The organism is Terriglobales bacterium, assembly GCA_035561515.1.
Taxonomy (GTDB): Bacteria; Acidobacteriota; Terriglobia; order Terriglobales; family Acidobacteriaceae; genus DATMXP01.
This window is the reverse complement of record DATMXP010000024.1, coordinates 154,761-172,770: the sequence shown is the minus strand read 5'-3', so window position 1 is coordinate 172,770 and position 18,010 is coordinate 154,761. Positions and strand designations below refer to the sequence as shown.

The 18,010-nt window shown below is 56.2% G+C and carries 17 protein-coding genes and 1 tRNA gene; 3 read left to right on the top strand and 15 right to left on the bottom strand.

What is annotated here, in order from left to right:
* Nucleotides 1-49: 49 nt before the first annotated feature.
* The 12 genes from VN577_11920 to VN577_11865 form a co-directional block, all read right to left on the bottom strand.
* Nucleotides 50-667 carry a hypothetical protein gene (locus VN577_11920; protein HWR15528.1) on the bottom strand — a complete coding sequence of 206 codons (618 nt, stop codon included), beginning with the start codon at nucleotides 665-667 and terminating at the stop codon, nucleotides 50-52.
* 7 nt (nucleotides 668-674) lie between these two features.
* A complete protein-coding gene (locus VN577_11915; GenBank protein HWR15527.1) occupies nucleotides 675-3,230 on the bottom strand; it encodes an AsmA family protein in 2,556 nt (851 codons plus the stop codon).
* Between the two features lie 65 nt (nucleotides 3,231-3,295).
* The gene (gene lepB / locus VN577_11910) at nucleotides 3,296-4,063 is read right to left on the bottom strand and encodes a signal peptidase I (GenBank protein ID HWR15526.1); all 768 of its coding nucleotides are present in this window, start codon (nucleotides 4,061-4,063) and stop codon (nucleotides 3,296-3,298) included.
* Nucleotides 4,064-4,080: 17 nt separating this feature from the next.
* Complete coding sequence (lepB, locus tag VN577_11905; protein HWR15525.1) at nucleotides 4,081-4,878, bottom strand: signal peptidase I; 798 nt, start codon at nucleotides 4,876-4,878, stop codon at nucleotides 4,081-4,083.
* Entirely contained in the window at nucleotides 4,875-5,663 is a 789-nt protein-coding gene (gene rnc, locus VN577_11900; GenBank protein ID HWR15524.1) for a ribonuclease III, read from the bottom strand. The genes lepB (VN577_11905) and rnc overlap by 4 nt, the downstream gene beginning before the upstream one ends.
* A gap of 49 nt (nucleotides 5,664-5,712) precedes the next feature.
* On the bottom strand, nucleotides 5,713-6,654 hold the full coding sequence (locus tag VN577_11895) for a hypothetical protein (protein ID HWR15523.1): 942 nt from the start codon (nucleotides 6,652-6,654) through the stop codon (nucleotides 5,713-5,715).
* Between the two features lie 59 nt (nucleotides 6,655-6,713).
* Nucleotides 6,714-8,222 carry a tetratricopeptide repeat protein gene (locus VN577_11890; GenBank protein HWR15522.1) on the bottom strand — a complete coding sequence of 503 codons (1,509 nt, stop codon included), beginning with the start codon at nucleotides 8,220-8,222 and terminating at the stop codon, nucleotides 6,714-6,716.
* Nucleotides 8,223-8,384: 162 nt separating this feature from the next.
* Complete coding sequence (locus VN577_11885; protein HWR15521.1) at nucleotides 8,385-9,047, bottom strand: zf-HC2 domain-containing protein; 663 nt, start codon at nucleotides 9,045-9,047, stop codon at nucleotides 8,385-8,387.
* Nucleotides 9,044-9,748 carry a sigma-70 family RNA polymerase sigma factor gene (locus VN577_11880; protein HWR15520.1) on the bottom strand — a complete coding sequence of 235 codons (705 nt, stop codon included), beginning with the start codon at nucleotides 9,746-9,748 and terminating at the stop codon, nucleotides 9,044-9,046. Before VN577_11880 ends, VN577_11885 begins: the two co-directional genes overlap by 4 nt.
* A 194-nt stretch (nucleotides 9,749-9,942) precedes the next feature.
* A complete protein-coding gene (locus tag VN577_11875; protein ID HWR15519.1) occupies nucleotides 9,943-10,119 on the bottom strand; it encodes a hypothetical protein in 177 nt (58 codons plus the stop codon).
* 50 nt (nucleotides 10,120-10,169) lie between these two features.
* Nucleotides 10,170-10,829 carry a hypothetical protein gene (locus VN577_11870; protein HWR15518.1) on the bottom strand — a complete coding sequence of 220 codons (660 nt, stop codon included), beginning with the start codon at nucleotides 10,827-10,829 and terminating at the stop codon, nucleotides 10,170-10,172.
* A gap of 76 nt (nucleotides 10,830-10,905) precedes the next feature.
* Nucleotides 10,906-11,085: a hypothetical protein gene (locus VN577_11865; protein HWR15517.1), complete on the bottom strand. Its 180-nt coding sequence runs from the start codon at nucleotides 11,083-11,085 to the stop codon at nucleotides 10,906-10,908.
* A gap of 128 nt (nucleotides 11,086-11,213) precedes the next feature.
* Between VN577_11865 and VN577_11860 the strand changes: the two genes are divergently transcribed.
* Nucleotides 11,214-11,289 (top strand) — tRNA-Ala (locus VN577_11860).
* 61 nt (nucleotides 11,290-11,350) lie between these two features.
* Here VN577_11860 and VN577_11855 read toward each other — a convergent pair.
* The gene (locus tag VN577_11855) at nucleotides 11,351-12,511 is read right to left on the bottom strand and encodes a tyrosine-type recombinase/integrase (protein HWR15516.1); all 1,161 of its coding nucleotides are present in this window, start codon (nucleotides 12,509-12,511) and stop codon (nucleotides 11,351-11,353) included.
* Between the two features lie 750 nt (nucleotides 12,512-13,261).
* Between VN577_11855 and VN577_11850 the strand changes: the two genes are divergently transcribed.
* Both VN577_11850 and VN577_11845 read left to right on the top strand, forming a co-directional pair.
* Nucleotides 13,262-14,212, top strand: a complete 951-nt coding sequence (locus tag VN577_11850; protein HWR15515.1) for an ArdC family protein — start codon at nucleotides 13,262-13,264, stop codon at nucleotides 14,210-14,212.
* Between the two features lie 83 nt (nucleotides 14,213-14,295).
* Nucleotides 14,296-14,820, top strand: coding sequence for a ParB/RepB/Spo0J family partition protein (locus VN577_11845; protein ID HWR15514.1), 525 nt, complete (start codon nucleotides 14,296-14,298; stop codon nucleotides 14,818-14,820).
* A 223-nt stretch (nucleotides 14,821-15,043) separates the two neighbouring features.
* Here VN577_11845 and VN577_11840 read toward each other — a convergent pair whose 3' ends face one another.
* The gene (locus VN577_11840) at nucleotides 15,044-16,879 is read right to left on the bottom strand and encodes a tyrosine-type recombinase/integrase (protein ID HWR15513.1); all 1,836 of its coding nucleotides are present in this window, start codon (nucleotides 16,877-16,879) and stop codon (nucleotides 15,044-15,046) included.
* Nucleotides 16,876-17,937, bottom strand: a complete 1,062-nt coding sequence (locus VN577_11835) for a tyrosine-type recombinase/integrase (GenBank protein HWR15512.1) — start codon at nucleotides 17,935-17,937, stop codon at nucleotides 16,876-16,878. The genes VN577_11840 and VN577_11835 overlap by 4 nt, the downstream gene beginning before the upstream one ends.
* Nucleotides 17,938-18,010 lie beyond the last annotated feature (73 nt).

Genomic DNA, 18,010 nt, shown 5'->3' with positions numbered 1-18,010 from the left:
CGGGTTTAGATGCGCCCAACTGCACGCATGCCGCAAAGCAAACTCTGCTCTACTTAAGTGCTTTCTGGGTTACGGTAAGCTTTCGGGAGCCTACACGCGCGATATCGATCTTGTGAGGCAGTCTGAAGGTAGAATCCATTCCGAGATTCGGATACTTCGGACGTATGTACTTGTCGACAAAGAACTCCAGCGCGAACTTCGGTACGCCGACGCCATCAATAGATACCGATTCAATGTGTACTTGCCCTACTCCCGCGCTTCCGGCAGCGCTAGCCCTGGCCTGTACCTCGTGTGTGCCACGAAAAAGCGAAAGCAGCGGGTGGCTGGAACGCCTCCCGGCCGTAATCTGATCGAAATCGACAGTCGCGGTGGCGTCTATAACTCCGGGATTGCCCCTGAACTGGAGCTTCCTGACGCCCTTGGGCAGTTCGGCATTGCCGGACATCAGCCAGGAATTGATCTCGTTCTCCGTCAGCACGGTGGGATTCTGGTCCGGTGCTGCCTTCGCACCGTTTTGGATTATGTAGTCGAACTTCTTCTGTGCCGATTGGACTTGGGCGTTATAGATGGCCTGCGTGGAAGAAGCCGCGGGGGTCTGCTGCTGCTGTTGTGCGACAAGCGCCAGAGCAGCTATGACGAGGATTGCTGGAAAAGTGAATACGCGCATCAAGCGTCTATCTGAGAACTGCTTCGGTTTGCGGAACCTTCAATCGCGAAACTCTTGGACGCTCCAGCGTACCCGAAACTGAGTAGCCGGGAGCACCGTCGCGCGCCAGTTTTACTTCCAGCGCACGGCCGAGTGACGCTGTTCCGCTTACCTGATAGATGCCGGTTCTCGTCTGCAATTTGCTTTCTGAAATGGTGAGAATCCCTGATTTGAGTTCCATGGACCCGGCAAAAAGCTTGAACCGGAGCGGGTTTCCGGCGCCATCCAGGTTGATGTGCTTTAACTCTCCCTCATGCCACTGAAAAGTGGCGCGTCCAGCAGCCGAACTGGCCAGTTCCTCGGCGTTCCACCCGGTCGCCTTGCCAGAGTAACTGGCGTCCGCTTTGCCACTCGCCCAGGTATCATTCATCACCGACGAGATACTCCCGAACGCCACGTTGGAGAACTTGCCTTTCGACTCGTACACAGGGGGGGCGCTCCCGAACTCAGCAGTGACGTCACCGGAATATCGTCCGCCCAAAACCTCTGAACTTATGTTCGAAAGATGAAAACCAGTCGGCGTGATGGACAATGCAGACGAAAACCGTGTTGCCGTCACACCCTTGATTACAACCTTGCCGACCGCGATCTTTCCGCTGGCATAGATCTCAGGCAGCGTGCTTCGATTCTGGCCCATAACGGACTTGGCGAGCGCTGCGTACCAGGGCTGCTTCTGGGCTTTGGGATTAAGCAGTGAGTTGATCCTATCCAGGTTTAGCTGGTCGGCTTTGATATCGAAGGTTGCTGCACAATGATCTCCTGCCAAGTCTGACGCTGCACAATTCCTTGGCCAGTTAACCGAAAAATCCAAGATGCTGGGAATATCGGCAAAGCTGCCGACGGCCTTTGTCAACGCCAGTGAGTTTGTGTCGACGGTGAAGTGCGCAGTCTGCAACCGCAATGGTGAAGCTACGCCATTCAACTTGGCGGTTACCCTTTGCAGGTCCGCTTCTCCTGCGTAAGTCGGTAACGCGAATCCTTGCCAGGAACCACTCAGAATCAGCCTGCCTTTTGCGGTTCCGGCTAAATCGGTCGAAGACGTCGGCAGTCCAGCTAATCGGGCCAATTGGAAGAGACGCTCAATCTCAGCTTCGCCCTTTAGTTCCGTCACGAAGCGCTCGCGCGTAAACCATCCGGTCACCGTGGCCGGCGAGGTGCCGCCCATGGGGATCGCAACCGGCTCAAATCCGAAGGCAGTCGCATTCGGCTGAGGCAGGGATGGCTGTGGTGCCCGCTTCAGCTTCGCTGCTGCCAGGAAGTGCTCTGTTCCCGGACCTATGAGGCGCCACCGGTTTGCAGCGATCACCAGCGGCTCGCGGAGAACCGTTGATTGAACTTTGACCGATGACATCTCTCCGTTGCCGGCCCACGTACGCACGCCGTTCAGGTCATCGACTGCCATCGATGCACTGATCATTCCAGACGCAGAAACGTCCTGCGGAATATTCTTCTTCATGTGCCGGACAACGTTGAGAACGAACTGGGTGGGAACGTTCTCCGCCCAGAACGTGAAGGCCCCTCGCTTTTGCGTGTGCCATTCGTAGTTGCCACGCGCCTGCAACATCCCGCCGCCGAGAGGAGATTGGCAGTACAGGTTCTGGATCTTATGCGAGGTCAGGCTCAGCTCAGCTTCACAGCGCGCACGAGCGCCGACCGAATCCTCCGACGTAATGTCGTACCGGCGGAAGTCTTCCAGTCGCGCGTCAGCGTTGACCTTGAGCGACTCAGGCGTGCCCTGAACAGTTGCACTCGCCCGAATTGATCCTCGCCAACCACGATCGCGACCGTAGACCAGAGTCGTCGTTTGGCCGAGTTGTGCGTTTTCCCACCAGAACTTCAGGGAGATGGGCGTCTGAGAAAGTCGCTCGGCACGACGGAGGCTGCCTTCCATCTTCAACGTGCCGGTATCACTGAGGTTCGCGTCCGTTCGGATTGGCCGCGCTTCCAGCCGCAAGCGCCACTCGTTTTCCGAGGCGAGCCACAACCCCAGGTCGGCCTCACCGAGCGCAAACACCTTCTTCTCATTGCCGAGCTTCAGATTGATCCGCGCACCATCGGTTTCGATGTAGGGGAACCGTCTGCGTGATTCGGGACGAGGCTGCGCAGTGGGAGCTGTTGGCGTTTGCCGGGCGCGCTCGAACAATGACTCAACGTTCCAGCGACCGTCATACGACCGCACCAGATTCAAACTGGGGTAGGCCAGCTTCAGGGTGGAGATTTCTAGTCGTCCTCGCCACAGGGAACTCACGTGCAAGGTCGCCAGCACCTCATCCGCACGAAGCATTGGTTCGGCACTGATGTTTGGGTCATCTGCGACCACAACGCCCTTGAGTGCAAGTCCGGGCTGAGGAAACGTCTGGATCTCGATGCTCTGAACAGTAACTTCGCGTCCGAGAGCGTTGCTCAAGGATCGCGCCACCGACATCCGATACCGGTTCACGTTAATCGCAGGCAAAACAAACAGCACCACGACAACCAGAATCGCAGCACCGACCACCACCCGTTTTTGAGAGCGTGAAAGCATTTAACAGCGGTATCCAGCGAGGCAGGCAAACCGGAGTTCGTGCGGGCCTGCGTAGTCCAGGTGATCTACCTGACGATGTGAAGCATACGATTCCAACGGGTTTCACTGAAGAAGTTGAGAACCACTTTTCCAATGAACTTGATTCGATCGCTCCACGCTGTCTTTAGGTATTGATCTTTGGGCGTCTCGAACGACCAGTAAATCACCATTGGGCGTCCAACAACGTTTTCACGAGGAATAAAGCCCCAATATCGCCCATCGTAGCTTACCTCCCGGTTGTCACCCATTGCGAAGTAGCTGTCGGGAGGAACCACGAGTTCGCCATCCTGGATGTGCTCGCGCATGGTGAGACTCCACTCCGGCGTAACGCCTCCGCCGAGCATGGGCGACACGGAAGGGAAATCGTCGCGGTAGGGAATATAGTCTCCGCGACTGTGCTTCACGAACGGCTCAGGCACCTCTTCGCCGTTGCGGAACAGCTTGCCTTCGCGAAGATGAAGCTTATCTCCAGGAACGCCGATTACGCGCTTCACCACGAACAAGCCCGGTTCCGCGGGCGAGAGAAAGACAACGATGTCGCCACGATGAACATCCCGGTACGGGATGATGGGGAACCAGTTTGTTTTGGGCGCAGGCGTTACTCGGTCAACGAAGACGTGGTCGCCAATCAGCAGAGTATCTTCCATCGAGCTGGAAGGGATCTCAAAAGCCTGCAGGTTGAACGTGATGATGAAAAGCCCCACGACTAGGATGGACGCCATGGAAGCAATGAACTCCATGGGCGTTTCTTTTTTCTTTGTGGGCTTTACGTCGGCTTTCTTGTCTTTCGCCAAATGGGTTGCGCCTCGTATCAATGCACGACCGTCATGGTGCGCTTCCAGCGCGTGTCCCTGAACAGCCGTTTGAAGATATTTGTAAGACGCTCAAGTTTAGCATTCATGGTCTTAATTTCAGGATTTTCCTCACGCTCGCGGTCCACGGACCAATAAATAATCAGCGGCCTTCCCACGATGTTTTCGACCGGAACAAAACCCCAGTAGCGGCTATCCAGGCTATCGTCCCGGTTATCCCCCAGAACGAAATAATGCCCTTCCGGAACGATCAGGTTGCCGTCTTCCGTAAGCTTCCTCATCTGTATCCACCACTTTGACTCCACGTTGCCGGAGATATACTTGGTGGTGGGGAAGTCGTCGCGATAGTGATCGCGATCGTTTCTCTTATGGATGGTGTACGGTTCGGCGATGGGTTCGCCGTTCACAATCACCTGCTTGTTCGAGATGCGGACTCGGTCGCCAGGAATCCCGATTACCCGCTTCACGAAGTGTTGAGCAGGCCGCACCGGATACCTAAAAACTATGATGTCTCCCCGCTGGATTGCGCGGTAGGGAAGCATGAACCCCAGCACACTGCTGCCTGCGTATTGCACTTTGTCGACGAGCAGGTAGTCGCCAATGAGCAGCGTGTTCTCCATTGACTCCGAAGGAATCTCGAACGCCTGCACTACGAATGTCATGACGAAGGTCGCGATCACCACGACGGTCAGCAGCCACTGGGCTCCCCCCAACACATCCATCTGGGAGTGTTCCTTCCGCGGAGCCGGCGTGGTCGCACGCTCGACGTTAACTTCGGGTTCGGTCACAACGTTCACTGAATACTTTTACGAGACTTCGTCTTGTGCTCTTTCTGTAAGTAATCGAGCGCTTCTTTCGCAGCCGCCTGTTCGCCTTTCTTCTTCGTGCTCCCCTGCGCCTGTGCTGAGAACACGGGCCGTCCGCCTCCGTTCTTCCGAAGACGAACCTCGACTGTGAATGTCTTGTTGTGCTGTGGGCCTTGCTCCCGCACGATGAAGTAAGACGGTTGTTCCAGCTCCATCGAATGGGTAATTTCCTGCAACGCCGATTTGTAATCGGTCACGGGCAACGGCGTATCGGCACGGCGCCGTTTCAGCTTTCGCACCTCAACACCGATCACCTTATCAAGGATGAACTGGCGCGGCTTGTCGATTCCTGAATCCAGGTACATCGCAGCAAGTACGGCTTCCAGCGCGTCGACTTGCAGCGCAGTCTTCTCGCGTCCACCACTTAATTCTTCGCCGCGGCCCAGACGAAGATATCGGCCGATCTTTATCTTGCTCGCCGCGACTATCAAATGTTTTTCGCTGACCAGGTAGCCGCGTAATTTCGACAACTGTCCTTCCTGGTAGTGCGGAAAGCGCTGGTAAAGCTCGTGGCTTGTGACCAGGCCGAGCACGGCATCACCCAGGAATTCCAATTGCTCGTTGTCGCCGACACTATTCGCTTCGCCCTTGGCCGCTTGCTGTGATTCCGCCTCGCGTGCAAAAGAACTGTGAGTCAGCGCCAGTTCCAGCAATGAGCGGTCCTGAAAAGTGTGGCCGAGAGCACTCTCGAGTTTTGAGAGATCAGGAACTTTCATACGGGAAGGGAGCCCCGCATTCGTTCTGCGCGGGGCTCCTGGACAATTGCTACTTCGTTGTTGGGCCGGGCGTGATGGTCTGTGGTCCCGACGTGCTTGCCGGTTTGTTCGCCGGCGGATTCGCGGCTGCCTGCTTCGCGTGGTCTCTTTCCTGTTCGCAATACTTCGCGACCGGGTGTCCCTGCGCGACCTGAATGCACTTTTCCGCCGCTTGCTGTGCGTCTGCATATTTCTGCTGACGATCGAGGCTGAGCGAAAGTTGGAACCAGGTGATCGGGTCGGCCTGGATGTTGGTGAAGCTGGTCGATTTCCGCAGTGCCTGTTCCGCCGCAGCGTAGTTGTTGTTGACAAACTCTGCCTGGCCAAGTGCGCCGTATGCCATGGCAAGAATGGTGCTCTTGTACTGCCCCGCCTGATCCGGCGTGTAGTTCGCCGGCACGCCCTTACCCGAGTCCATCAACTCGATGGCGCGTTGCGCGTCTTTCTTCACTTCGGCGAGCCGCTCTTCTTTGTCGATGTCGGTTTCGCGTGTTTTCACCGCAATAGTGGAAGCCACCGTCACGAGTGCAACAGCATTGTCGGGATCCAACTCGATGGATTTACGGCCGCTGGAGATTACCTTTTCCGCATTGTTGGCGTTCTGGTACTGCAGCATCACCGTCTGATAAAGCGGAGCGCGCAATTCGCTTTCGGGGAACTGCTTTGCGAAAGCGTCGGCAGACTGCTCCATCGTTGCCGGATCCGGTTTGGCTGCTGCGTCCTGATAGGCCTTGAACTCTTCCTGAGTCTTTGCCTGTGGCTGCCGTTTTCCGACAGGTGCTGGCGCAGGCGTCGCTGCCTGTCCTGCAGGTGCCTGCCCCGCGGTAGCGCCGGTTGCCGGCTGCGTCTGTGCCTGTCCCTGGGGAGGCGTTTGAGGTGCGGCACCGCCTGTCTGGGCAAATGCCAATCCGGACGCAGAAATTAATGCGAGGATTGCGATCGTTCTATTCATTTCTTCTCCTTAATATTCGGCTACCGACTGCGCCGGCACGCCCGTCTCCCAATGGAGACTTACTGATCCTTGTCGTCTGATGCTTGTCGCTGATAGGGGGCTTTCAAACCAAGTTCGGCAGCTGCTTTCGTTTGGGGAGCATCATCTCCCGCTCGAAGTGCGGCCTGGTAATGCTTCACTGCCATGTCCCGTTCTTGATCCACGTCATAAATGCGTCCCAGATAAATGTGCGACCAGGCAATTAAGCGCGGATCCTTCGCCACCTGCAGTGCTTGTTCAAAGTATTTAATCGCTGAATCTTTGTCGCGGCGGAGTGCGGAGATTCGTCCCAGCAGCATGTATGCTCTGGCCGCCTCAGACGGCTGTTCCTTCGCCGCCTGCATGGCAAGCTTCTCCGCTCCATCGGGATCGCCTTCGGCCAGCTTGCGGTTCGCAAGTTCCAAAGTGCTGGGCGGAGGTGCTGGTTTTCTCGAGACCACTTCTCCCCGGCCGCGCGCAACGAAGGTCGTTTGCTCGGCGATTTTCTGCTGCTTCGAGACGTCCATGTAATACAGCCAGTCGGGGAAAACCGTGCTCAAGGCTACCGGCTCCTGCTCAAATTTAATGAGCGAGTCGTAGAAATAGCGTGTGAGCACGAACCCGTCCGCCATATCGTCCGCGACTTCTTTCTCGCGCTTTGGCTCGGCGGCCTTTCCGCCCGGCATAGTGCGCGCTTCGATGGCGCGAATCAGTGACTCAGTCACAAGCAGGGAAGCATCGCGCTTGTAACTCTCGTCGAGCGGCGCTGATTGGACTGCCTTCAGCACAGGGTCCAGTTTCTTCATCGCCGTTGGACGCCGCGCAGCGAGCGGATCCAAAACAAAGTGCAAGTAGGTGTGACGAACCTGATCCTTCAGTGCGCTGCTCGTCGGATCTCCCACCAGGTAGTAGTTCTCTCCGTAATTGCGCGCGTTTACCTGCCCGGGACCAGCCATCGGCTCCACGTAAATTACGAACTGCCGCCCCGTATAGCCGCTCATCGGAATTTTGAGATACACGTCGGTGGCGAGAATCATGTTCGCCAGGGGCTCATGGAACTCGTCGATCATGGATTGATACTTCGGCTGCACGGAGGTCCATATCTTCGCCAGCCCTGCGGCTGAATAGAACTTGCCCACTAACGGAACGAACCCCAGAACGTACGTGGCGTCCGGAGGCATATCCGCTTCTTTGATTGTCGGCTTGAATTCAGGAGCGGGGCCCAGGTTCAGTGCCAGCGAAACGTACTGCGAAAGGTCCCGTGCCGGATCTACGCTGTGATCGCGATAGAAGGCGCACATCTGCTGTGTTGCCTGTGCAGCCTCACTCGACTTTTCGATGGCTCTTGAGACCATCGACCGCACTTCTTTGCGGACCGGATCGGAGATATCCAACTCGCGATCGTAGCCGCAGGTGTTGATTCCGGTCATTACGGCGAACACGGTCTCGTTCGGTTCGAGTTCGACCCTTGATTTCTGTTGGGCGGTGGAAGTCAGCGAGAGCAGCAGGCACACGAGCCCGGGCAGTATGAAACGACGCGGTTGCAGCACAATCCTCCCTGAAGCTGGAGCGGAATCCTGCTGAAAGTTTACGGATTCCGCATCAGCACGGTCAAACCCGAATGAATTCTCGTGTAAGTGGCTGAAGCTTCGATGCATAGAAAAGCCGTCATAGCTGCTTCTATGACGGCCGGTAGCATGAAAACTCCAGGATCAACCCTTTACGTTTATATGCGAAAACGACAGAATCACCCGTCCGGTCGTCGGTCTTCCGAAGGAAGTCGCAGGCCGGAAAATCGTGAAGATCAGCATATTCTTCAACTGCTGATCGATCATGCCCACCCCATCCGGGGAAGAGAGCACGCGGTAATCCTGTACCCTTCCGTTTGGATCAACCACCGCTTCCAGCACCACTGAATCCGTCGAGACACTGCTCGACAGTCCAAAGGGCGCCATCGCCAGTTCGGGCGGCGTGTAGAGCATGGTCTGTACCGGCACATCATTGTTGAGCGAAGGAATAGCAAAGAAGCCGATAAGAAGACCGAAGAAAACGATTGCACTCAACAATCCTGCCGTTGCGGGCACCATGAAGGCGTTCAGTGCGTTTTCCAGACGGAACCGCACCATCGAGAACGGGCCCTGGTTCAAGATCGCGGCTTCACGCGATACGGCCAACTTGATCTTCAGCGCGAGATCGCCGGGCGCGGGCTTGCGTCCGACGGAAAGCAGCATGGTGCGGGTCTGCTTCAGTCCCGCCAACTGCGCCGTGCACTTATCGCATGTACCAAGATGCGCGTCAACTAACCGCGCCTTGCTGACCTCCAGTGCGCCGTCCAGATATGTCGACAACAACGATCCAACTCTCAAGCAATTCATGGCGTAACCTCGACTTCCCGGCCCGAATGACCTAGAGGTGAGGGAACCTCTTTCGCTTCTCTCAAATACCTCTCCAGTTTCTTCCGCAGGGCCTCTCTGCCTCTCGTGATACGCGACTTCACCGTTCCCATCGTGGACTCAGTGATCTCGGCTATCTCTTCGTACGACAGCTCTTCTATGTCGCGCAGCACAAGCGCGGTTCGATACGGTTCCGCGACTTGCGAAAGCGCCGCTTCAACCCTGGCCCGCAATTCACCTCGGGCACAGTCGTCAAACGGCGAAGCGCTGGTATCAACCAATGTGTCCTTTACCGCTGCCATGGGTTCAAACGACGAATCCTCCACGGCGTTCTCCATCGAAGATTCCTTCGACTTGTGCCGGAACCACCAGCGACGGCGATTCGACGCCTCATGGACCGCGATACGGTAGATCCACGTCTTCAGGCTCGAAGAACCGTTGAAGTGCTTCATACCTCGAAACACTTTCAGGAATACTTCTTGTGTGGTGTCGGCGGCATCCGCAGAGTCATTCAGGATGCGGTAGACCAGGTTGTATACCGGAGGTTGGTACTGGGCTATTAGCCAGGAATAGGCCTCATCCGATCCGGCCTTTAATTCGGCCACGATCGCAGACTCTTCCACCCGCACATTGAGTGCGCCTGCTAACTCGCCCAAGGTTGCTGCTCCCGCCATGGTTCTCATGGCGTCACCTCCACATTAGCAGGAACTTTTGCCTACAACAACACACGCCCGTAACAAGGACTCAACCGCATGTCCCGATTTGGACTTCCACCGGGGCATTGCGTCCCACACTCCTATAGACCCCAAAGGGGACGGAAATGTTCCCGATTTTGCACAGGCTGGTAACTCTCGTGGTTACAGCAGTTTAGAGGAGGCTATTTTGGAGAGACGGGAGTGAACTCGGTGTCGCGGTGTTGGTCGGTCTCGCCCTTCTCGAAAAGGACTGCGAAAAACCGGGCGGCCGCCAGCGGAATCGTAATCGCGCACCCCAGGGCTCCGATGCCAAACAACACCATCAGAAAACCGAACAGGATACGCTCAAATACTTCCATAACGACGGTTTATATCACATTACCGAGTTGCTCGCTGAGGCATTCTGCCCTCATTGAGGTTTGGTCTGACCGGAGCTTGCCGCTTTCTTCTTGGTCGAGGTCGGCTTCTTCTTAGGCGCGTTATCGTCCACCACTACCTTCTTCGGAGGCGCTGCGGCCGCTGCCTGTTGTTGAGCTCGGATCTGCGCCCGCAGTTGGTTCAACTGTGCATCCTGATTCGCGGCCATCTGCTCCAGTTCGTCCGCCACGGAGCGACGCACATTCTCGATGTTTCCGAGATCGCTGGCGAGCATGTTGTAGTCGTCTTTCGATCCGAATGCTCCCGTGGATTCTGTCACCGACGCCATCACGTCATAGACCGCGTTCAGATTCCGATACAGTTTCACAACCGCGGCTATGCTCGAAGGGTTCTGCCGAACCTGCTGAATGAGGCTGGGCAGTGCAGCGTCGAGGTTGCGCTGTACGGATTCCACATTCGCGCGTGACTGGTCCTTGTAGCGGCCGTCTGCCTTCCATCTGTCCACGCGAACCCGGCTCAGGTCCACGACGGTGCTTCGTGCAGCTTGTTCCAGTTGCGCCAGCGATTGCGAGAGTCCATACGACATGGGCACCTGCGCGGCAGGAGCGGCATTGGGTTGCGCCGGTGCGGCAACTTGTGCGAACGACATGGAGGCGGAGAACAGGGCGAACGAGACGATCTTCTTGAGCATAAGAAACGGCGCACATGGCGCCGCTCCTAGTTTAGACGAGAATTCAGCAACTTGGGTTTTCCAAAAGGCAACCCGGCTACGATCGCGCACTTGGTTGCTGCCACACCACGGCACCGCTTTGAGGACGGTCCGGTTGCGATTGTGCAGGTGGAGTCCGACGCAGGAAAAGATAGATCAGCACCATGAGCAGGAGGAATCCGACTACGGCCAGGCTCCAATAGCTTGCGGTTGTACCTTTTCGAGGAAACTTCGTCATACGCGTGCTCTGTGCTTTCGATGCGCCAACGTGCGATGAAGAGGGCTGATGAGAGTGGCCCCGGTTTGACTAACAGTCGGCGATACGAGAGAATAAGTCTCGACAATTCACCGCATTACCCACAAAGTGGGCCTGTGGCGCAGCTGGGAGCGCGCTTCCATGGCATGGAAGAGGTCGTCGGTTCGATCCCGACCAGGTCCACCATCCTTTCAACAACTTAGCGGACCCACCTCGAAGCGCTTGGCCGGAAATTGGCCGGAAATTTCTAAGAAGCTTTTGCCGCCTGCGGCTTCAGCCTCAGTTCTTGGTTGATGGCCGCCACCGTCGCTTTCACGCTCTCGGGAATCTCCTGCATGTAAACATCGGTGGTGGTCGATAGCCGCGAGTGCCGCAATACGCCCTGGATGTCCTTGGGTGTCCCTTTCTTTTGTCCGAGCGTAGCAATCGTGCGCCGGATCACCTGAAAGGTCAGCTTCGGCAGTCCCAAGTCCTCGCCCAATTTCCGCATCTTCTTCCGGTAACTCTGCGGATCGATGAATCCGCCTTTTCGTAACCGGTTTGAGAAGATGAAGTCCTCGGCCTTCGGGTGCTTCGACTTCTGCCGCCACAGCCAGAGATCGTCTGCCAGTTCTTTCGGAATGTGCACGGGGCGCAGCGCCTTCTTGGTTTTACCCCAGTTGCGGAGCTTTCCCCGGTACACCGTCTCGTGCAGTTCCAGCAGGCACTCGTCATAGTTGAAATCGCGCCAGCGCAACCCGAACAGTTCACTAGGACGCAGCGCGTCGGTCATGTCCAGTTCGAGAATGAGCCGGTCTTTCAAGCTCAACTCCGCCAGCACGCTTCGCAATTGATCCCAGCTGAGAACTGTGGTGTCGGTGTCCGCCAGCTGTTTGGGCACCTCCACTTTCCTCGCCGGGTCTTTGGGAAGGAAGTCCTGATCGACTGCTTCGGCAAAAATGTCGCGCACGTATGCGCGTATCTGCAGCACGCGGTCTCGCGAACGAGTTTTTGCCAAGTCGTTCAAGTGAACCTGCAACGTGAATTTATCGAAGTGCTCCAGAGGAATGCTTTCGAATTTATCGAGCAGATCTTTCTGAATTATGCACTTCTTATCCCGTGCTGTTTCTTCCTTCCAGTTTGCTTCCTTCAGTGGCAACCAGCGATTGCGAACGAACCAACCGAAGGTGATTACCTTCATATCGGTTTGCGGCTTAGGACTAACTCCCATCCGCTTTGCAATTTCTGTCGCCAGAGCATCACGAGCCTGAAACTTAGTCATTTGGGAGCGAAAGCCCAGCGCAATCGGTGCCGCCGTCTTCCACTCTTCTCGTCCCGTTTCAGGGTTGAGTTTCTTGACCTCGTAATACCCGTACCACTTCTTACCCTTGGGCCGAATCCAGCCCTTCTGATACGACTTCTTCACCATAGTCCTCCCGTTAGGGAGCCGCTATGGGCGGGGTTGGCTTATTGTACCGTCGTCCGGCAGTGCTGAGTCGCTCCAATTCCGCAATGAATTTTTCAATTTCACTGGCACGGTAACGCAGTAGTCCCTTTCGACCCGGCCCCCCGCCCAATCGAATGACCGGAAGACGAGGAGTCTTTCGCGAAGAGTGGTCCCGCACCCAATCGACTGAGACACAGAGTCGTTCGGCCACCTGTTCAGGCGTAAGGAGAAGATCAGTCGAATCAGTTTTCCATTCCATCCATATCTCCGTTGCTTTCTGCAAGGCACAGAACAGCTGAGGAATTACCAGGCGAGGAGTTGGCACTCATCAAGGTCAAGATAAAGCAAGAATCTTTTGGTGATTGATATCTATTTAGGCCGATTATTCACTTTTAGATACAAATCCCGGAAGCCACCTTTGAACGCTGGAATTTGTTGCTTCGACAACCGGATACAAAAACAACACCGTAACCCTTAGCTGCGCTACGCGCGTCATTTCTCCACTTCCTTCGGGCGAGGGCGACCACTCCGCTGCGCTACGGGACAGCCCTTCGGACAACGCGCCTGCGCGCCAAACGATAACCCGTGTTTGTCACTAGTCGCGCCCGCCTCTCGGTCCTTCGCCCTCGCCCTCCGGTCGTTCCTCCTTGTCCGCCGGTGGTCCGTTTTTTCCTTCGCTTCGCTCCCAGATGAAAGGAAAAAACGCCCCACCGGGCAGACAAGGAAAAAACAATGGAATTTACAAGCAACAACAACAGCAACCGCACAGCCGTCAGCCATTCGGCTTCCGACAGGAAAAATCGGAAGCCGCAATCCGCACAGCAACTCATCCGCGAAAACGTCCAGTACCTCATTCAGCAGCTTGAGGCAGGACACAGCGAAGTCCTGACGGCGTTCCTCGACGCAATGGCACATTTCCGAAATTATTCCTTTGGTAATGTGCTCTTAATCGCGAGACAACGGCCTTCGGCAACGCATGTGGCCGGGATGCGGACGTGGAACGAGCTTGGACGCCGTGTGAAGCGCGGCGAAAAGGGCATCGCCATTCTTGCCCCGATTGTTGGCAAGAGCCGCAAGAAACGCGAACAAGAGTCAGACACAGACCAAACTGCTGACCCCAACAAGCCCACTTTGCTTGGATTCCGCCGTGTGTTCGTGTGGGATGAAGTCCAGACCGAGGGCGAACCTATTCCGACGCTTGGGGAGACCACAGGCGAAGTTGGCGAATATCTCAATCGCCTGCGGGAGTTCGTTGCTTCCCGTGGCATCGAGTTGGAATACAACGACGCCATCGCACCTGCCCTCGGCGTTTCCTACGGCGGCAGAATCGCGCTGCTGCCCGGACAGACCAAGCCCGAGGAATTCATCGCGTTGGTCCATGAAACGGGACACGAACTTTTGCACTCCGCAGAGCGTCGCACTGCCACCACCAAGGCTGTACGTGAGACCGAAGCCGAAGCCGTTGCCTTTGTTGTTGCCAAAGCCATTGGTCTGAATGCGAGCACCAGCGCCTCGTACATCCAGCTATACCACGGCAATGCTGACTTGCTGACGGAAAGCCTTGAGATGGTGCAGCAGACGGCTTCCGTGATCCTTGCGGCCATTCAGATGGAGGAATCGGCCTCTGAAGAGGCTCCCGAGTCCCAGATTACAAACGAGGAAGCGCCTCAAAGCGCGGCCTAGACACACTCGCCCGTCGGCGCGGACAGGTGAAAGTGTGCCTGTCCGCATGACGCCCAACCTTCAATCAAAAAAAGGAGAATGTCATGTCGAAAGCTGTTACTGCCGCGAACAACGAATATCGCAACCTGCCTGTTGCCCAGTTGCAGGAATCACCCACTAACACGCGCCGCCGCTTCAACGAACAGACTTTGATGGAATTGGCGGCCAGTTTCAAAACCCAAGGCGTGCTACAACCGCTCGTGGTGCGCAAGATAGACGACGAGAAGTACGAAGTGGTGGCGGGAGCGAGGAGGTTCCGCGCGGCGAAGTTGGCTGACCTTCCCACCGTTCCCGTCCGCCTCGTAGAACTCAGCGATGCCGAGGCCGTCGAAGTGCAGGTTGTGGAGTTATCTGTAGCTGTCAAGAGACTTTCCTTTGTTTCTGCTGCTCTGCACGTCGTGGACATGTCCACGACGTGCAGAGTTGGAGCTCGGGGCATGTGTAGCAAGCTGACCGTAGGCGCGCTCCAGTTGTCCTTTCAGTTCCTCGTTCTCCGATTTCAGTTGCTTGACGCGAAGCCGCAGGGTCGCGATTACACGCTCCTGCGACATGAGCCGACGATTTCTTGAATCGTTTTCGACAGGTGTCTTCGAGATAGCACGCAGTTTCATGATGCGGTCTCGTAGAGGCTTCGTGTTGTAGAGCCATGCCGTAGAGACTCCAGCCTGGGCCGCGACTGCCCGGAAGTTGATCGCGGCTTCTTTCTTCTGCATATGACCGAGTGCCGCTTGTGCTCTCTCCAGAGCAGAGGCGCTTCTGAGTTTCGCGTTGCGTTGCAGTCCTTCTGTATTCCTACGCATGTACCGCCTCCAGAGACGCGATGATGTTCACCAGGTTTGTGCGTTTCCGTTGGTTCATCTCGCTTTGTCTCACCCAGCCGTTAGCGTCTGCTTTGGCGATCACTCGTTCTGTCTCACGCAGCTCAGATCGATGAACGTCCAGGAAGGTGATATCGGTTCGGAAGTGCGCACAGTTCAGGCAGGCATTCGGATGAGGACACGGGCCAGCTACTGTTGGGATCGCGCAGTAGCCGTTGGTCAGCGCCTGTGCAAGCACATTTCGCGTGAACCACTGCAACTCCGCCGTATCGTTAGCCGTGTCTTCCACCACCTTCTTTCCGCTGACATCCACGAGTGTTCCCGCAAGATATTCCGATAACTTCTCGCGCATCGTGCTGTCGTGAATGTGGGCATAGCGGCTGGTCATCTCCGGACCCTTATGTCCCAGGTAACGCTGGATGATGTGATGTGGCACGCCGAGATTGATCATCCGCGTGCCAACCGTGTGGCGGAACTGGTGCGACTGAAAGCGGAAGAGCTTACCCATCGCATCTTTAATCTGGTGAGTATAGGCCAGATGATTGATTGCCTGCGTGAAGCTGGCTTGGCGGATTGGACGCCCACGTTCGCTCGGGAACAGGAGAGCCGATGGTTTACCGCGCTCACGCACCGCTTCCTGCTGCTCCTGTACGACGCGTGTAATCTCTTGTGAGACAGGGATTGCATTCTCGCGTCGGACCTTGCCTTGAAGATAGCGGAGATAGAAGACGCCGCGTGCATCTTGCGACAGACAGTCCAAAGGAAGCTGCAACAGTTCGTTGATTCTCATCCCGCATTCCTGCAGAATCAGCACCATCCGCATCCACGCCGGCCTCAGTTCGTGAAGGTGCTGATTCAGCTGGTCGAGTACCGTGGAAGGGATATAGCGAGGCTGAGGCTTCGCTGGTTGCGGAACCTCTTCGTCATGGATCAGCCTTTCAGGCCCCACCGGTAGCCATCTTTCCCGATGGGCCATTTCAAGGAACGTTCGCAGATTGATGATGTGATTCTTCCTGGTCCCGGTACATACCCGATTTGGAAGATAGCTCAGATAGCGCAGCAACAGCGGGCGCGTGATCGAACGCGCTGTAGCACGAGGCTTCTCGATAGCAAGGAACTCCGAGAAGCACACAAGAGCCTGCAATCGTGTACGACACGTTCCCTCGGCGTAAATCGGAAGGCAGTATGCCAGGAAGGATTTCGCCGCGGCACGGAGCCAAGGCTGTTTGATCAGGAGGAAGTTGAGCGGTCCCGGCGACAGCGTGGGATTGTGCAGCATCGACAAACGACGCAGATCCCAGATGTCCTTCTCCTGTTCGGAACGCTCATCGTATGCGTCGCCCAACAGAACAACGGCCTGCCGCAGTGTGCTGATGTAGGCGCTGTCGCGCGGTGTAATGCGTGGTTGCTGATCGCCGTCCATGCGGCTCGTGGTTCCCATCCGATACATCCCGCACCGTTTCAGATAGGCCGTATAGGATCGCCTCCACCACTCAAGATCACGTTCCATGAGCGATACAGGAAGATGCTTCAGACTATTCAGCCACTTCATCAGTAGATGGATTTTGCTAAGCTCCTGTGTACTCGTCCACTGGCGCTCAACGAACTTCTTCCGGAACACATATTTCAGCTCGCCATTGATCGTGGGTGATTTGCATTCGAAGCGTAAGTGGCGTTGATTTGAGTTTGGGGATAGTCCTTCCACTGGGCAACATCGCATATCCCACACATCCTCGGACCAGAAGCCCTTTAGCTCTACACAAAGACGACGTTGCTTGCTGGGGTTCCATTGTGCAGTCCGGCGGTTCATCGCGCACGCTCCCGTTCCCTCAGGTAACGTGCATACGCTTCTCCCATGTCCTCTCCGGACAGATGCGCGTAGATGCTCGTCGTAGTTTGGATATGCGCATGCCCCAGGCGTTTCTGCACGTAGGCTGCATCCCACCCAGACCGCAGCAACTCGGTCGCATGCGTGTGACGGAACATATGCGGAGTGACGCGCAGTCCCGTTCTCGTCCCCAGAGTGCGGAACAGATCGATCACGGTTCCATAGCTCATCGGCGTCCCAACGTGGCCACCCCACCAGTTCACGAACACATAGTCGTGTGCGACCTCTCTGCATTCATGAACCAGGTAATCCGCATAGAGCGTCATCGCATCCTTGGAGACATGGACCACGTATGGATTCCGTGATTTTGTGCGAGCTCCATTGAGATTGCTGCGCGGCACGATCTCGATCTCTCCATCGAACGACCGTATGTCTGCATGCCGCAGACCAAGCGCCTGGCCAATGCGCATTCCGCTTTCATACAACAGGCACAACAAAAGACGATCTCGAAGATGCATGCAGGCTTCCAGCAGACGCTGGACATCTGCTGCCGCAAGCACCTTTGGCAACCGCTTTGTCGTCGGCACGCGCATCACGGATTGCCGAAGAGTCTGTCTTCGATTGATGTGGTGCAGGAATGGCTTATAGGGACTCTTTGCTCCGAATCGTCGTGAGCGGCTGATCTCCGTTTCTATGCCCAGCCGATCTTGATACTCATAGAACGATCCCACTGCTGCCAGGATGACATTGATCGTTGAGTCAGAGCGCAGTCTGACGGCAGATGGCCGGCGAAGCCAGCCTATGAACGCTGCAAGATCATTCAGCACGACCTGCTTCCAGCCAAGCTGATGAGCGATCAGAAACTCATGGAACAGGCGAAGATGATGGGCATATGCTCTGACCGTGTTTGGAGATCGCCCCAGATGGTGGAGATACAACAGGTACTCGTTGACTTCGACGACCGCCTGTCCATCCCCATTCAGGACGATCCAGCTGCGCTCGTGGCCATCCGCCACGATGATTCGTTGCACTCTGATCACGTCTACCCTCCCAGAGATAAGGCGCCAGCCCGCGTTGGCGCAGTTCGCTACGCTCACTGCGCCAACGCAGGCT

What these genes read in the sequence shown, in the direction of transcription:
- VN577_11920 (HWR15528.1), bottom strand. Translation starts at nt 667, where the DNA reads ATGCGCGTATTCACTTTTCCAGCAATCCTCGTCATAGCTGCTCTGGCG.
- VN577_11915 (HWR15527.1), bottom strand. Translation starts at nt 3,230, where the DNA reads ATGCTTTCACGCTCTCAAAAACGGGTGGTGGTCGGTGCTGCGATTCTG.
- rnc (HWR15524.1), bottom strand. Translation starts at nt 5,663, where the DNA reads ATGAAAGTTCCTGATCTCTCAAAACTCGAGAGTGCTCTCGGCCACACT.
- VN577_11895 (HWR15523.1), bottom strand. Translation starts at nt 6,654, where the DNA reads ATGAATAGAACGATCGCAATCCTCGCATTAATTTCTGCGTCCGGATTG.
- VN577_11885 (HWR15521.1), bottom strand. Translation starts at nt 9,047, where the DNA reads ATGAATTGCTTGAGAGTTGGATCGTTGTTGTCGACATATCTGGACGGC.
- VN577_11880 (HWR15520.1), bottom strand. Translation starts at nt 9,748, where the DNA reads ATGAGAACCATGGCGGGAGCAGCAACCTTGGGCGAGTTAGCAGGCGCA.
- VN577_11875 (HWR15519.1), bottom strand. Translation starts at nt 10,119, where the DNA reads ATGGAAGTATTTGAGCGTATCCTGTTCGGTTTTCTGATGGTGTTGTTT.
- VN577_11870 (HWR15518.1), bottom strand. Translation starts at nt 10,829, where the DNA reads ATGCTCAAGAAGATCGTCTCGTTCGCCCTGTTCTCCGCCTCCATGTCG.
- VN577_11865 (HWR15517.1), bottom strand. Translation starts at nt 11,085, where the DNA reads ATGACGAAGTTTCCTCGAAAAGGTACAACCGCAAGCTATTGGAGCCTG.
- VN577_11855 (HWR15516.1), bottom strand. Translation starts at nt 12,511, where the DNA reads ATGGTGAAGAAGTCGTATCAGAAGGGCTGGATTCGGCCCAAGGGTAAG.
- VN577_11850 (HWR15515.1), top strand. Translation starts at nt 13,262, where the DNA reads ATGGAATTTACAAGCAACAACAACAGCAACCGCACAGCCGTCAGCCAT.
- VN577_11845 (HWR15514.1), top strand. Translation starts at nt 14,296, where the DNA reads ATGTCGAAAGCTGTTACTGCCGCGAACAACGAATATCGCAACCTGCCT.
- VN577_11840 (HWR15513.1), bottom strand. Translation starts at nt 16,879, where the DNA reads ATGAACCGCCGGACTGCACAATGGAACCCCAGCAAGCAACGTCGTCTT.